Genomic DNA, 15145 nt, shown 5'->3' on the forward strand with positions numbered 1-15145 from the left:
AGGTGCTCTCGGTCGAGGGCGCGGGCGATCAGGCGAAAGCGCTCGTCTTTTTCAAAGAAGTCGGGCAGAAAAAGCTCATGCTAAAGTTCGCCAAACTGCGGCGCATCGGGTGAGGGTAGGACCGCCGGGGCGCAGGGGATGGCCGGGCTGTGTTCCTGGTGAAGGGTCCGGCGGAGATCAGTCGAATTTCTGAGCACATTGCCGTATGCCGGCGCTGCCTATTGCTGCGCGCGTTGAAGCTTGTGAGCGAAGGCGAGGCAGGCGAGCGTCGTGCCCAGCACGCCCCACCCGGCGATGACGGTCAGTATCGGGCGAAGGATTTCGGGTTCGAACACCTTCAGGGCAAGGGGATAGACGAGTACGGTGGCCGTCACGATGACCGGCGATACCCATAGTGGGGTGAGCAGCATCGCCCGTCGCTTCCGCTTGATCCAGGCGGCTAATTGCCCGGGGGATGGCGGGCGGTTCAGAAAGTCGCGCACGTCCTCACGCCAGAAGAGCGATTGTGCCACTGCCGTCAATGGGGCTCCCATACATGCGATTCCGTAGATGGCGAACCCGGTCAGGGCCCAGGCAGGCGACGAGGGTACCGAGGGGTCCAGCACCCATCCGATCAAAAGCGGAATGCTGATCGCGCCTATGACAAATGTGCCCGCCGCGATCCCCAGGCGCAGTAAGGTGGTGCGAAGGGAGTCGCGCCTGGCGTCTGAGGTAGGTTCAAGCGGCACGTTCAGTGCTGCCGCCAGTCGTTCCAGAGTAGTGTGCATGCAATCATTCCCGCTAAGGTCTCAGGGGGCGAGGGTCGCTCCGTCACGCAGCTCCAGGTTGGATAGGGTCCACATAAGACGATTCCGGCTAATTGAAAAAATATGAACGGCGGTATTTAAAAAAAGAATATGTGTCAAGTCTAAAAAATATGTGTCAATCTGAGTAGCGGTATCAATGAGTATCGTTCAGGGTTTTCGATATGCTGGTCAATGGAGCGGTGCTTTTGGTGAAGAAGCGTTACGGGGGGGCGGGCAGAAAAAGCGCATGCGCAAGTTTGTCAATCTGCGGCGCATTGGGTAGGTTCGAGGCCGCACATCCACGCGCAAAGTCACTGGAGACGATCATGCTGAAAACCACCGCTCTGTTTTGTCTCGCCGTGCTGCTGGCCGGATGCTCCGGCGACGCGCGCGAGACGCTCATCGTGTATTCGCCGCACGGCAAGGAGATGCTCTCGCTCTATGAGGATGCCTTCGAGGCGCGCCACCCGGACGTGAACGTGCAGTGGATCGACATGGGCGGGCAGGATGCGTACGACCGCATCCGCACCGAGCGGCAGAACCCGCAGGCGAGCCTGTGGTGGGGCGGCGACGGCCCGACCTTCGACCGCGCCGCCCGCGAGGGACTGCTCGAACCCTACACGCCCTCGTGGGCCGACGCCGTCCCCGAAGGCGCGCATCACCCCGAGCATTTCTGGTACGCCACGTACCTCACGCCCGAGGTCATCATGTACAACAGCCGCACCCTCGCCCCCGAAGACGCGCCGAAGGACTGGGACGACCTCCTCGACCCCGTGTGGGCCGATCGCATCATCGTCCGCTACCCGCTGGCCTCGAGCACGATGCGCACCATCTGGGGCGCGATGATCATGCGGCAGCCCACCGTCGAGGACGGCTATGCCTGGCTCGCCCGCCTCGATGCGAACACGAAGACGTACACCGCCGACCCGACGCAACTCTACCTCAAGATCGCCCGCGAGGAAGGCGACGTGACGCTCTGGAACATGCCGGATACCTACATCCAGACGGAGATCAACGGCTATCCGTTCGACTTCGTGATCCCCGCCTCCGGCACCCCGGTGCTCAACGATGCCATCGCGCTCGTCAAGAACGGACCGAACCTCGAACGGGCAAAGCAATTCTACGAGTTCGTCACCTCGGACAGCGCGCTCGTTCGGCAGGCGCGCGCGTTCTACCGCATCCCCGTCCGCACCGACCTCGACGCCTCACGGTTGCCCGAATGGATCACCCGCGCCGAGATCAAGCCGATGCCCATCGACTGGGAACGCCTCACGATGGAGGGGGCGAAGTGGATGCAATATTGGGACGAGCACATCAAGGGACGCGGTCGGGAATGGCTACGCGAACACGGGCGGGAGTGACGGCGGAGGCAGGGCGGTTTCCCCAATGGAGGTCATCCGATGCATTACGATCCGGAGCGACATCATCGCCGGTCCATCCGGTTGCGCGGGTACGATTACACGCGGGCCGGGGCGTATTTCGTCACGCTGTGCACCCGGGACCGGGCCTGTTTGTTCGGTGAGGTGGTGAACGGGGAGGTGCGGTTGTCCGACGCCGGACGCATCGTGGCGGAGACGTGGACGTGGTTGGCGGTGCAATACCCGTACGTCGCATTGGACGCATGGGTGGTAATGCCCAACCATTTGCACGGGATCATCGTCATGGTTGATGGGGACGATGGTGGCGGGGACGATGGCGGTGGCGCGCCGTCGGGGACGGGTGGTACGCCGTCGGGGGCGGGTGGTGCGCCGTCGGGAACGGGTGGCGCGTCGTCGGGGGCGGGTGGCGCGTCGTCGGGAACGGTGGTGGTGAAACGCAAACCGTTGGGGCGGTTGATCGGGGCGTTCAAAACCGTATCCACCAAACGCATCAACGAAATCCGCGCGACCCCCGGCGCAACCGTCTGGCAACGCAATTATTACGAACACATCGTTCGGGGCGACGCCGACCTGCGGCGCATTCGCGCCTACATCGCCAACAACCCGGCGCGGTGGGACCGGGACCGGAATCATCCCCGGCCGTCGTCTCACACCTGAATCGGGAGGCGGTGGTCGAGCGTGTGGGCGTCGGTGCAGAAGAAGCGGTCTTCGAGGTATTTCGGGGCGTAGTTTCGCACGTCGTAATGCACCCACGTCGGCGCGATGCGGGCGGGTTCGAGCGCCTTCATGTTCGGTGCGAGCCAGCCGAGTTGTGCGTTCGAACGCTGCACGATGACGCCCCGGATCTCGTCGCACCGGTTCATGTCGTCGCGTTTGTCCTCGTCCGGCTTCCGCGCCACGTCGATGTCGATAGCCTTGCCGTGATGGTTGGTGCTCGAGCGGCCCGTCTGCCGGTTGCGCATGCCGCACCGATAGCCCGAGGTGATGAGGAAGCGGTATCGGGGCAGGTAGAAGAAGACGGCTCGGACGGCCCACAGGAGCATCCGGTGAAGGCCGGGATACTCGTGCCGATGAAAAGCCTCGACGTGCGGACGTCCCGCGCGGTAGCTTCCCTTGAAACGTCCCTGACCGAAGCCCGCGCACACGCCGCACGGGCACCGGAGCGCATCGAAGTCGAGCGGAAAGGCCTCGGCGAAGGCGTCGAGGGCCCGCAACGTGTCGCCGTCGGCGATGCCGGTGGGCATGGCGAGGCCCATCACGTCCCGTTGAAACGTCATCACCTGCATCTCGGTCAGCGGGCCGAAGTCGCCGTCGGGCACGGTTCCCCGAAAGCCCGCGAGGCGCAGCTGGAGTTCCTCCACATCCTCGCCTTTTGCGCCCCTTTGCATCACGCGCTCTCCATAGATCATAGCGGTTTCCTCCGGACTATTGTATCGAGGGAGAAAAGCCGGGCCGCAGCGGTTGCGCGGAGACGACGGGTGCGCCGCCGATGCGGTCAAGAAAGGCTGTAGAATGGCGCAATATACACGTCGGCAGAGACAGAATGGGCGAGAAATCCCAGTCCTTTTTAAGGGAGCAGGGGGAAGATGAACCCCTCCGAAGAAGGGGAGGAGTCCCCCCCAAATAGCCCAACTGAATCATGATATCTTTTTGATTATAAACGATTTTCGTATGTGCGCACCGGGCGTATTCCGAATATTTATTCTTCCAATCAATCACTGAGGGAAAGATCATGTCCGATCAAAAAGATTTTGCTGTGACCGCTTCTCCGGTCGTCGTCAACATGCTGGCGAACAACCCCGGCCTCTCGTTCAGCCGCGCTCAACTCGACGCCATTCAGCGCGGCACGCTCGTGCTGGTGGGAGCCGGCTCGCTCACTATCGGGGGGACGCTGACGCCGAAAGGCTGCATCACGCGCCTCTTCTATGGGTCGAGCAGTGAGGATCTGGACTTCGTGGAGGTGGATGGGGTGTATTATGCGCCCTCCAACCTCAAGGATTTCCGCGAGCGCTTTGAAGATGCTGCCAGGCACGGCCTGCGCATCAACTTCTGCCTCGACAAGAGCACGAACAAGATGAGTATGCTCAACCTCTATCCGTGCGGTTGTTGCGCGCATGACAACGGCTAGGAGCCCTGCGTGAGGCTCCCGGTTGCCTCGATAGACGAGGTGATTCCGTCGGAAAAAGCCCGTCCCTTCCGCCCCGGTAAAGCGCCGGGGTCCCGGAAGAGACGGGCTTTTTCTCTTCGGGCGAAGGCCCGCGTCTCGGTTCTCGTGCTCGGAGATCCGCCGGACGGCGGTCAGGCCATCATGGTATCATGGCGCGTCTCCACCTTCGCCTTCAGCATCGGCGCATAGACCGGCTTGTAGGCCAGGAGCAGAAAGACGTTGAGCAGGAAAACCACGGCCCCGGCGGCAATCCCCGCCGGATCGAGGAAGAGATGGAACGCGACGATGTTGACGGAGACCGGGGCAAGGAGCACCAGCGCCAGCGGCACGAAGCGGTTCGTCAGCAACAGCGCGCCCACGGTGATCTCGACGAGCTTGACGAGCGTAAACAGGTAGCCGGTTTCCACCATCTCGCCGAGGAAGCGGCCGGCGGCTTCCGGCATTTCAGGCATGGGAAGAAACTGAAGAAATCCGTTCAGTCCGAAGATGAGGAGCAGCAGTCCCAGTACGTAGCGGGCTGCAGTGATGGCTGTTTTGTTGAACATAGCTCTTTTCAGGTTGTGTGAAAGGGTTGGGGAATCAGGTATGTGGTGTTGAGACAATTAGTGTATGAACACTAATTAGGGTCAAAAAAAAATCATCCCCGGAGCTTGTCGAGCAACTCGTTGAGGCGGTGCGCCTCTTCAGGCGTGAGGGTGTGAAACCGCTCGAACCATTGCGCTTCCTCTCGGTCGATCTTCTCCAGGAGATCGAGGCCTGCATCGGTGATGAGCACGTCGACCGCCCGGCGGTCGGAAGGACAGGTGCGGCGTTCGACCAGGCCTTTCACGCGAAGCTTCTCTACCAGACGTGAGACGTTCGACATCTGATCGAGCATGCGCTCCTTGATGAGTTGCACCGTTGCCGGGTTGGGGTGTTGTCCCCGAAGAATCCGCAAAATGTTGTACTGCTGTGGGCTGAGCCCGTAGGGCTTGAGCATCCGGCTGTTTAAGGTATGGAGCCAGCTGCCGGTATACATAAGGTTCGGAACCAGCTTTCGATACGCATCCGTGAACCGTTGCTGTTTGATTTCGTCTTCAAGGCGCATGAGCGGAGCCGGGAGCGGCGTTGGGTGGGGAACGAACGGTTGTATCGTACAATGACATTTAATGTTTCAACACATAAAAACTTTCGCGGTTTCTTGAAATCGTCGAGGTGGGAGCGGTCTGTCTTCGGGAGAAGGGAAACGCGGAGCCGCTGGACGTCAGGGTAAGGGAACGCTCATGTCTTCACCATTCAGCAGGGAAGGTTCGCCGGTGGAACGGGCCGTGAAGGCGGCGCGGGTGTATCGTCGCGCGCACGGGGCGTCGATCCTCCGGGAGTTTGCGGCGCTGTTGTCTATTCCCAACACGAGCGCGAATGCGGAGGGGTTGAGCCGTAATGCGGCCTTTCTGGCGGATGCCTTTGAGAAACGGCGCGCCCGCATGGAGTTGCTCAAGGTGGCGAGTGCGCCGCCGGTGGTCTTCGGCGAGTTGCGCACGCCCGGCGCGACGCGCACCCTCGGCATCTACGTTCACTACGACGGCCAGCCCGCCATCGCCGAGCGGTGGGCGCATCCGCCGTGGGAGCCGACGCTTTATCACCGGCCCATGGAAGCCGGCGGGCAGCCCCGCCCCTTCCCCGACGAGGGCGAACTCATCGATCCCGAATGGCGGCTCTATGCCCGCTCGGCCAGCGATGCGAAGGCCCCTTTCGCCGCCCTCCTCGCCGCGCTCGACGCGCTCTATGCCGCCGACATCGCGCCGACGGCCAACCTGAAATTCCTGTTCGAAGGCGAGGAGGAGAGCAGTTCGCCGAACCTGCCCCGCTACCTCAAGCACTACGGGGAGTCGTATCACGACGTGGACGCATGGGTGATGCTCGACGGACCGGTGCATCCGAGCCGCCGCCCGCAGGTCGTCTTCGGCGCGCGCGGTGTGGCCAGCCTGGAGGTGACGGTCTACGGCAGCGTGCGGCCCGTGCACAGCGGTCACTACGGCAACTGGGCGCCCGTGCCCGGCGTCATGCTGGCGCACCTGCTCGCCTCGATGGTCGATGAGGAAGGGCACGTGCTGATCGAGGGCTTCTACGACGGCGTCGAGCCGGTGAGCACGGAGGAGCGCGCCGCCCTCGACGCCATGCCGGACTATGACGACGACCTGCGGCAGGAGCTCGGCCTCGTGCGAACCGGACTCGAAGGGCTGGCCCGGAGCGAGAGTCTGATGCTTCCCTCGCTGAACGTGCGCGGCCTCGAAAGCGGGAGCGTCGGCGAGACGGTCCGGAACGTGATCCCGGCCCACGCTACGGCCTCCATCGGCATGCGGCTGGCGCGGGGGAACGACCCCGAGTCAATCATCGAGCGCATCGAGGAGCACATCCGAAAACAGGGCTATCACATCGTGCGCGTGACGCCGAACCACGAGACGCGGCTGCGCTATCCGAAGCTGGCGAAGGTGGTGCGGGAGAAAGGCTATCCCGCCGCCCGGGCGGAGATGGACCGGTCGTTCGTGGCCTCGATCTCGGGCGCGGTGGAAGCCGCCGCCGGCGAGCCGCCCATCCTCGTGCCTACCTTCGGCGCGTCGATGCCGTTGTATCTCTTCACCGAGGTGCTCGAAAAACCGGTCGTCGTGATGCCGATCGCCAACCACGACAGCAACCAGCACGCTCCGAACGAGAACCTGCGCCTGGCCAACCTCTGGTACGGCGTCGACCTTTTTTCGGCGTTGCTCGTGATGTGAGGGCGGCGCGCGTCAGTACGCCCGAGCTTCGAGCGGTTTGCCCTGCTCGGCCTTCGAGAGCGCAATCAGTTCCTCCAGCGTATAGACGCGTCGCGCCCCGCTTCGCAGGTCCATTTCTTCCTTATAGACGAAGGAGGCGAAGGGGTAATAGTCCACGGCGTGGGACACGTACTGCGCGCCGCCGGGAAAGAGCCGTTCGTCCACGCCTTCGGCCTGCATCAGGTACCGGGCATTGTTCGTGTTCAGCCGGACGTGATACGCGGTGACGTCGAGCCGGAGGCCCTCGAGGGTCTCCGGGAGCGGCAGGGTCACGGGCCAGGGCAGCGTGTCGCCCTGCGCGAGGCGGTTGTCGGCCACCTTTCGGGCGGGGTTCCACGTCCACGTCTGCCCGATGCGGAGCCGCGCCTGCGCGAGCGTGTCGCCGGCGGCATTGCGCAGGGCGGCGACGACGAGGATGAAGCGCTCCGGGTCGCCCGTGGTGAGGTGATGGCCCGCGTTCCGGTTCGTCAGGTAGATCTCCACGCGCGCCTCGCCGCCGGGGCGAAGGCCGCGCACCGGGCCGACCTCGACGCCGAGCGCGGGCGCGTAGCCCCGGGCGAGCAGGCTGTCGTAGAGCGCGTACCACTTCGGCACGCCGCCTCCGACGAACGTGTGGCGGTGGCTCGTCCGCAACGGAAGGTTCGGAAACACTTCGACGGAATCGACCAGCCGGCGCGGCGTCTCCGGCATGTGACACGTGACGCAGTCGGCGGCGCGAAGATCGGGCGGCAGAGCGGATCGCCCCGCCTCGAGCTCCTGTTGCGTCTCGAACCAGCAGACGAGGTTGCGCGTGAGTCCTTCTCCCTGCGGGTTGTGGCAACGCTGGCAGATCGAGCGCAGAAAATCGGGGTCCGTTCGCACCGGATGCGGCGCGTAGCGGTTCTCAAAAGGCCCGATGACGTAACTCTCGCCGGTCTCGTCCCGGCGCACGTGGCAGGAAGCGCACGTGACGCCCTCTTGTTGCATGCGCGGGTCGAACAGGGGATTGGGCCGGGTCACGGGGCGGAGGATGTCGTCGTCCGCGAGATGGGTGACGATGTACGAGCGCTGGTTCTGGACCGGGATGTGGCAGTTGAGGCAGAGCCATTTCGGCGAATCCTTCTTCGTGATCTCTGCCTGAAACTGGATGTCCCGGAGCGCATTGGCGTGGGTCGAGCTTTGCCATTCCCGGTAGATGGCCTTGTGGCATTTCCCGCAGTCTTCGGCCCGAACGCCGCCCACCCCGGCGACCGGTTTCAGGTTCGGGAGCACGAACGCATACGGCTGCTCGACGGGGTCGAACCGCTCCGTAAGGGGGACCGCGCCGGGCGTGGACGGCTCGGAGCGGCAGCCGCCGAGCGCGAACCCCGCGAGAAAAAGCAAACCGGAGAGATACGTTCTAAGCCCCATGGATCGTCGGTGGTTCGGAGGCTGCGGTGGTGTGGACGGCGGGCATGATACGACGGAGAACGGGGTAAAAAAAATCATCCGGGGCAGCCCGCCGCCGCCCCGGATGACGAGGACACCGGCCCGACCTGCACGCACCAGGCCGATCGCGGTGTGTCGGCCTCCTTCGTTGAGAGGCCGATGGGAAAGACTATTTGACGAGCATCATCAGGCGGCTCCGCGTGACCCCGCCGGCGTCGAGGCGATAGAGGTACGCGCCCGAGGGCAGGCCCGAAGCATCGAACGCCACTTCATACGCGCCGGTGGCCAGCGGCCCGTCCACGAGGGTCGCCACGCGCTCGCCGAGCACGTTGAAGACGTCGAGACGGACGCGGCTGCTCTGCGGAAGCTCGAAGGTGATCGTGGTGGAGGGATTGAACGGGTTGGGGTAGTTCTGCGAAAGGCGATACGTTTCCGGCAGCGCGTCGTCGAGCCGTTCGAGAGCGGTGACGACGACGGCGTTCGGGAGGATTTGCCCCCGCACCTCGCCTGCCGGGCTGGCGGCGGTGTGGACGTTGAAGTACACGTTTCCGGCGAGCAACTCGTTCATGAGGTCGACCGTGAGGGGTTCGGCGTCGTCGTCGGTCCACACGTCGTGGGCCGTGCTTCCGTCAAACGCATCGGTGATCGTGCGTACGACGGGGCCGTCCTGGCCCATCGGGGCGTTGTGGAGGTGGGCCGCCGTGAGAGGCCCGCTCAGGCCTTCGATGGTGAGGCTGAAGACGAGCCCGGCATCGGTGAGTGTGAGCGCCGCGCTGCCCCTCGCCTCGCTCGAGGTCGCCTGCGTCCCCTGCCCCGGGTCGAGGCTCACCGCCGCACCGACGCCGCCGCTCAGGCGCACCTGCCCGCGCGTCTCACCGCCGGGGTTGGCGGCGGTGTGGATGTTGAGGTAGAGGTTGCCCGCGAGCAGTTCGCGCATCAGTTCTTCGGTCAGCGGCTCGCCGTCGTCCGGCGTCCACACACCGACCGCCGAGTTGCCGTCGAGTTCGCCGGTGATGGTGCGCACGACGCCGCCGTCGTCGCCCATCGGGGCGTTGTGGAAGTGCGCCGCCGTGATGGGCCCGCTCAGGCCCTCGACGGTGAGATGGAAGGCGAGCCCGGCATCGGTGAGCGTGAGCGCAGCCGTGCCTCTTGCCGCGCCGGTCGGGAGCGCCGAGAGCTGTTCCGGCGTCAGGGTCGCCGCGAGGGCCGTTCCGCTCGCGGGGATGACCTGCGCGCGGATCTCTCCGCCGGGGTTGGCGGCGGTGTGGATGTTGAGGTAGAGGTTGCCCGCGAGCAGTTCGCGCATCATCTCGCCGGTGAGCGGCTCGGCGTCGGCGGCGGTCCACACGCCGTGGGCGGTCGCGCCGTCGAAGTCGTCGGTGATGGTGCGGACGACGCCGCCGTCGGCGCCCGCGGGGGCGTTGTGGAAGTGCGCCGCCGTGATGGGCCCGCTCAGGCCGTCGAGGGTGATGTCGAAGGCGAGTCCGTCGCTTGTGAGGCTCAGCGAAGCCGTGCCGGCGGCGTCGCTCGACACGTCGGCGGTCTGTTGTGCGGCGGAGAAGGCGCCCGTGAAATGGTCGCCGCCGTCGAGCGTGACCTGTCCACGGATCTCGCCGGGCGGGTTGGCGGCGGTGTGGAGGTTGAGGTAGAGGTTGCCCGCGAGCAGTTCGCGCATCATCTCGCCGGTGAGCGGCTCGGCGTCGTCCGGCGTCCACACGCCGTGGGCGGTCGCGCCGTCGAAGTCGTCGGTGATGGTGCGGACGACGCCGCCGTCGGCGCCCGCGGGGGCGTTGTGGAAGTGCGCCGCCGTGATGGGCCCGCTCAGGCCCTCGGCCGTCACGTCGAACACGAGGCCGGCGTCGGTGAGGGTGAAGCTCGCCGTGCCGGTGGCGTCGCTCGATACGTCGGCGAGCTGTTGCGAGGCGTCGAGCGAGGCGGTGAAGCCCCATCCGCTGCTCGGGAAGACCTGCCCGCGCACTTCGCCGCCGGGGTTGGCGGCGGTGTGGAGGTTGAGGTAGAGATTGCTTCCGAGGAGCGCCGCCATCGCGTCGTCGGTCAGCGGCTCGGCGTCGTTCGGGGTCCACAGGCCGAAGGCGGTCGCGCCGTCGAAGTCGTCGGTGATGGTGCGCATGACCCCGCCGTCGGCGCCGAGGGGCGCGTTGTGGAAGTGCGCCGCCGTGACGTCGCCGCTGAGACCATCCACGCTGACGAAGAAGAGGAGGCCCGCATCGGTCGCCTGAAGCGAAGCCGTGCCGGCGGCGTCGCTCGTCACTTCGGCGGTCTGCTGTTCGGGCGTGAGGAAAGCCGTCAGGGCCGCGCCCGAGGTGGGGAAGAGTTGCGCGCGGATCTCACCGGCGGGGTTGGCGGCGGTGTGGAGGTTGAGGTAGAGGTTGCCCGCGAGCAATTCGCGCACCAGGTCGTCGGTGAGCGGCTCGGCGTCGGCGGCGGTCCACAGGCCGCGCGCGGTCGCGCCGTCGAAGTCGTCGGTGATGGTGCGGACGACGCCGCCGTCGGTCCCGGCGGGCGCATGGTGGAAGTGGGCGGCGGTGATCTCGCCGCTGAGGCCGTCCACGGTGATGAGGAAGCGCACGCCCTCGTCGGTGAGGGCAAGCGCCGCCGTGCCCGTGGCGTCGCTCGTCACGTCGAGGGTTTGTTGCGCCGCCGAAAAGTTTCCTGTGACGAACGTCTGGGCCCTGACCCCTTGCGGGATGAGCAAAAGCAAAAACAAGAGGGTGATGCGTGCGTGTCGGTGGTGCATGAAGGGTATCCTCCGTCCATCGAGGGTTCTGAAGAAAAAGAAGGGGCAGGCCGGGCGTGCGAAGGTGAGCGAAAGGGGCACAACCGTCGGTTCTCCGCGCTCGCGCCCGCCGGGGTTCAAAAGTATTTGTTTGAACAGAACTCGAAGGGGGCGGGATGACCACTGCGGTCCCGGCGTTCGGGAAAAAAACGGGCGGAGGACGCGCGAGAGGGGCGGGCTTCGGTCAGTAATCGAAGCGCAGAGAGAAGACGGGGTAGCGACCGGGCAGCACGCGGGCGACGACGCCGACGCCGTCGGAGGCGTCCTCGAGGCTCCAGTCGTACACGTTCCGGCGGTTGAGCGCGTTGACGAGGTAGGCTTGCAGGCGCAGCGCAGCGCCGCGCCAGGCATGCGTGAAGGCAAGGCCGACGTCGAGGCGGAAGTAGGCGGGCCGGGTGTGCCCGTCGGGACGGTCGAGGTCGTACGGGCGGGCGTCGAAGAGGGTCTCCCGGAGGGAGAGGTAGTCGTAGTAGGCCTGGCGGAGCGCCCACCGCTGTCCCCATGCGCCCTCGCCGTTGGCGTGCGCCGAGAGGCCGGCGGCGAGCGGGACCTCGACGTCGAAGGCAAGGCGGTGTGGGAGGTTCCACGGGGTGTCGACGAGGCGGTCGTCGAAGCGCCCGGGATAGCTTCGCACGGCGTGGCTGAAGCTGTACGTGGCCGTGGCGGAGAGCCGACGCGCGGCGCGGTGGAGGCGCACGCTTCCACCCCAGGCATGGCCCCGCCCCGCCGCGACGAAGGCGGACTGCGGCAGGCGGATCGGCTGTGAGGGGTCGTCGGAGCGAAGCGCGAGCAGGGCCGCGTAGTCGAGGGTGAGCAGGCGCGGCTGCCATTTGTAATAGCCCTCCAGACCCAGCGACCAGCGCTCGCCGGGCATGAAGAGGGCGTCCGCCGCCAGGTGATAGACGCGCGGCGGCGCGGTGGCGCGGTCGAGCGGGAGCCAGAAGAGGATCGAGGGGACCGCCGCCGTGGGGCCGGAGCTGGTCAACTCGAACTGGTTGACGTACTGCCGGTAGAGGCCCGCCGCCGCGCGCAGGGCGTACGCCCCGATCCGGCTCGAAGCCCGGTCATACCGCAGCGTCAGGCGCGGCTCGGCATAGACGACGCGCCGGAGCGGGAGGTACGTCAGGCGGAGGCTCGGCTCCAGGGTCGTGCGCAGGCCGGGCGTGAAGACGCCCTTCAGGTAGCCGCCCAGTTCCCACGCCGCGCCTGTGTAGACGAAGGGTACGATGAACTGGTTGCCCAGCTGAAGGCGGCTGTCGGCGTGGTGAACCGCGACCCCGGCTTCCAGATGCCGCTGCGGGGAGAGGCTGTGGTTCAGCGTGGCCCGCAGGGAAAGCTCGCGGATCTCGTGATGCTCGTACGACCCGAAACTGGCGTCGAGCTTCTGCGCGAGCCGCGCGATGGTTTGCGTCACCGCCTCCGGGTCCCCCGAAGCTCCCGTGGGCGCGTTCTGAGCATGATAGCCGTACTGCGAGGCGTGCCGGCTCAGGCCTCCCTGGACGGTGGCGACCGAACGCGCTCCGAGCAGCCAGGTGTCCCGGACCTGCCCCACCCAGTTTGCCCAGTCGTACGCGTCGCGGGTGAGCATGACGTGGTCCTCGGGCGTGAGCGGGAGGGCGTTCACTGCCGCCAGTTCCGAGCGCACCCGGTTGCGCGCGCGGTAGAAAGAGGCGTCGAGGAGGTGGAACGGACTCAGGCGAAGCCGGGCCGCCGCGTGGACGTCGGAGAAAGCCACCTCGGGGCGACGGCGGGACACGGTGAACGTGGACGTGTTGACCGGCTCCTGAATCCAGATCGAGGCGAGCCGGGGATCGACGGCGTTCCACCGCCGCAGCAGTTCATCGACGCCGGGATCCCGGTACACCCCCCACAGGCTCGAACGCGCGGCGATCATCACGGAAGCCCGCCGACGACCCGGAAGCGTGAAGCGGCGCTGGAGCTTGCCGTTGAGGCTCACCGGATCGACCGTCAGCGCCACGCGGTTCACCTCGCCCACGTCATGGGCAAGGGAGACGAGGCCGGAGAGGTGGCTGCCGAACTCTGCGCCGAAGCCGGCTTTGTGCACGGTCAGCCGTTCGAGCGCGAGCGGGCTGAACGCGCCGAGGTGTCGTCCCAGGCTGACGGGGTTGCGGACGGGCATGCCGTCGAGCAGGGTCAGGTGTTCGCCCGCGCCGCCGCCCTGGATATGCAGGTCCGCCAGGGGTTGTTGCGCCGAGACGCCGGCGAGCCGCCGCGCCCCCCGCACCACGTCGGAGGCCCCGGCGAAGGCGACGGCGCTCAGCCCGCTCCCGGTCATCATGCCGAGCCCGAGGTCGCTCGACGGCAGCCGCTGCGCCGGTCCGTCGATCACGATGGGTTTCATCATGGCCGGCTGTGGGCGGAGCGCGATCCGCACCCGTTCGTGGGCCTCCGGCGCGATCCATACGCTGTCCAGCTTCGGCTCGTATCCCACGTACGTGACGATCACACGGTGCAGGCCCGAGACGAGCGAAGCGAAGCTGAAGAGCCCGGCCTCGTTCGTCGTCGTGCCGGCGGAAGCGTCGGCCAGAAGCACGTTGGCGAAAGGCAGCGGCGCCCCCGTCTCGCCGTCGATGACGCTGCCGGTGAGGTCGCCGTAGCGGGCCGGAGCGCGCCGCGCGTCGATCAGAACGTATGCGCCCGAGGACGAGCGGACGTAGTCGAGCCCGGAGCCGGTGAGGAGGCAGCGCAACAGCCCCTCGACGGGCAGCTCCCGGCCCTCGCAATAGACCCGTTTGCCCGCCACCAGCTCGGACGTATAGACGAGGTCGACGCGGGTGAGGCGGACGAACGCTTCGAGGCCTTCCTGCAGGCGCGCGCCCCGAAGCACGAGCGTGTACACCGCGGCGCCGGCCTCCTGGCCGCGGACCGCCGGAGGCCCGGCCGCGCCGAGGAGGAGGATCAGAAAGAGGAAAGCCGGTCGTGCCCGCATGGCATGGTATGGGAAGGCCGGAAGGGGAAACGCGCCGCCCCGCGTGCAAGCGGCCCGGGGCGGCTCACGGCGCGTCGGGGGAGAAGAGGACGAAGCCCCGGCTCGTCTCCCGATACCGGCAGTTCTCCGCCAGACAGATGTCGTGAAGCACCTCCTCCGCCGAGACGGGGCGCATGTAAAACAGGGTCAGCGAGTCGGTCAGGGGGATCCCCGGTTCGGCTTCGAGCGTGAGCGCGTACCGGCGTTCCATCTCGGCGAGGATGGCCGAGAGCGGCTCCTCGACGGCGGTGAAGCCCCGGTTTCGCCAGGCCAGCGCCCGTTCGAGGTCTACGACCCTCGGCGCGGGAGGGGCCTTCGCCGAAGGCTGCGCCGTGACGCGGGCGGCCTGCCCGGCTTCGGAGAGCAGGATCGCGCGCCCGGGTCGCTTCGAGTCGATCACGCGGACGCGGCCGGAGGCGAGCAGCACGCGCGTCTCGGCGCCGACCGGCTCGCGCCGCGCCCGCACGTTGAACCGCGTGCCGAGCACCTCCACCCGCGCATTGAACGTCTCGACGACGAACGCGCGCCCGTCGTGCGCCACGTCGAAGAACGCTTCGCCTTCGAGCGTCGTCCGGCGCTCGGTCCCGGCGAAGGGCCAGGCCCGGAAGCCCCGCGCGTAGCGGAGGCGGGAGGCGCTGTTGAGCTGCACCGTCGAGCCGTCGGGGAGGGTCGCGGTGCGCTGGGCGCCCGGCGGCGCGACGATCGTCACCGGACGGCGCCACCACCCGAAGGCGAGCGTCAGCAGGACGATCACGGCGGCGGGCGCGAGGAGGGCCGGGCGAAGACGGCCGGGCCGTCGCGCCCGGCGGTCGGCCCGGCGTCGAGG

The 15145-nt window shown here is 66.7% G+C and carries 12 protein-coding genes; 4 read left to right on the plus strand and 8 right to left on the minus strand.

Translation table 11 applies throughout. From position 1 onward, the window contains the following. Positions 1–218: 218 nt before the first annotated feature. Positions 219–533 (minus strand): hypothetical protein, encoded by a 315-nt coding sequence (locus tag AC1HIY_RS10770; protein WP_479576740.1) that lies wholly within the window; start codon positions 531–533, stop codon positions 219–221. A 578-nt stretch (positions 534–1111) separates the two neighbouring features. Between AC1HIY_RS10770 and AC1HIY_RS10775 the strand changes: the two genes are divergently transcribed. Together AC1HIY_RS10775 and AC1HIY_RS10780 are read left to right on the plus strand one after the other, a co-directional pair. Continuing rightward, the gene (locus AC1HIY_RS10775; RefSeq protein ID WP_479576741.1) at positions 1112–2146 is read left to right on the plus strand and encodes an extracellular solute-binding protein; all 1035 of its coding nucleotides are present in this window, start codon (positions 1112–1114) and stop codon (positions 2144–2146) included. Between the two features lie 39 nt (positions 2147–2185). Further along, a complete protein-coding gene (locus AC1HIY_RS10780; RefSeq protein ID WP_479576742.1) occupies positions 2186–2821 on the plus strand; it encodes a transposase in 636 nt (211 codons plus the stop codon). On the opposite strand, the gene AC1HIY_RS10785 is transcribed toward AC1HIY_RS10780, so the two are convergent. Beyond that, positions 2812–3573: a peptidoglycan-binding domain-containing protein gene (locus AC1HIY_RS10785; protein ID WP_479576743.1), complete on the minus strand. Its 762-nt coding sequence runs from the start codon at positions 3571–3573 to the stop codon at positions 2812–2814. The genes AC1HIY_RS10780 and AC1HIY_RS10785 overlap by 10 nt on opposite strands. Before the next feature lie 323 nt (positions 3574–3896). On the opposite strand from AC1HIY_RS10785, the gene AC1HIY_RS10790 reads away from it, so the two are divergent. Continuing rightward, positions 3897–4292, plus strand: coding sequence for a hypothetical protein (locus AC1HIY_RS10790; protein ID WP_479576744.1), 396 nt, complete (start codon positions 3897–3899; stop codon positions 4290–4292). Between the two features lie 170 nt (positions 4293–4462). Here AC1HIY_RS10790 and AC1HIY_RS10795 read toward each other — a convergent pair whose 3' ends face one another. Then, the gene (locus AC1HIY_RS10795) at positions 4463–4876 is read right to left on the minus strand and encodes a DoxX family protein (RefSeq protein WP_479576745.1); all 414 of its coding nucleotides are present in this window, start codon (positions 4874–4876) and stop codon (positions 4463–4465) included. 92 nt (positions 4877–4968) lie between these two features. Then, on the minus strand, positions 4969–5418 hold the full coding sequence (locus tag AC1HIY_RS10800) for a MarR family winged helix-turn-helix transcriptional regulator (RefSeq protein ID WP_479576746.1): 450 nt from the start codon (positions 5416–5418) through the stop codon (positions 4969–4971). A 175-nt stretch (positions 5419–5593) separates the two neighbouring features. On the opposite strand from AC1HIY_RS10800, the gene AC1HIY_RS10805 reads away from it, so the two are divergent. Beyond that, a complete protein-coding gene (locus tag AC1HIY_RS10805) occupies positions 5594–7087 on the plus strand; it encodes a M20/M25/M40 family metallo-hydrolase (protein ID WP_479576747.1) in 1494 nt (497 codons plus the stop codon). A gap of 12 nt (positions 7088–7099) precedes the next feature. On the opposite strand, the gene AC1HIY_RS10810 is transcribed toward AC1HIY_RS10805, so the two are convergent. From AC1HIY_RS10810 to AC1HIY_RS10825, 4 genes are all read right to left on the minus strand, one after another. Continuing rightward, positions 7100–8515, minus strand: coding sequence for a multiheme c-type cytochrome (locus AC1HIY_RS10810; RefSeq protein ID WP_479576748.1), 1416 nt, complete (start codon positions 8513–8515; stop codon positions 7100–7102). A gap of 187 nt (positions 8516–8702) precedes the next feature. Next, positions 8703–11291 carry a CHRD domain-containing protein gene (locus AC1HIY_RS10815; RefSeq protein ID WP_479576749.1) on the minus strand — a complete coding sequence of 863 codons (2589 nt, stop codon included), beginning with the start codon at positions 11289–11291 and terminating at the stop codon, positions 8703–8705. 223 nt (positions 11292–11514) lie between these two features. Next, positions 11515–14280, minus strand: coding sequence for a carboxypeptidase-like regulatory domain-containing protein (locus tag AC1HIY_RS10820; protein ID WP_479576750.1), 2766 nt, complete (start codon positions 14278–14280; stop codon positions 11515–11517). Between the two features lie 64 nt (positions 14281–14344). Continuing rightward, on the minus strand, positions 14345–15145 hold an 801-nt coding region (locus tag AC1HIY_RS10825; RefSeq protein ID WP_479576751.1), incomplete at its 5' end, for a FecR family protein.

Source organism: Rhodocaloribacter sp. (genome assembly GCF_056451265.1).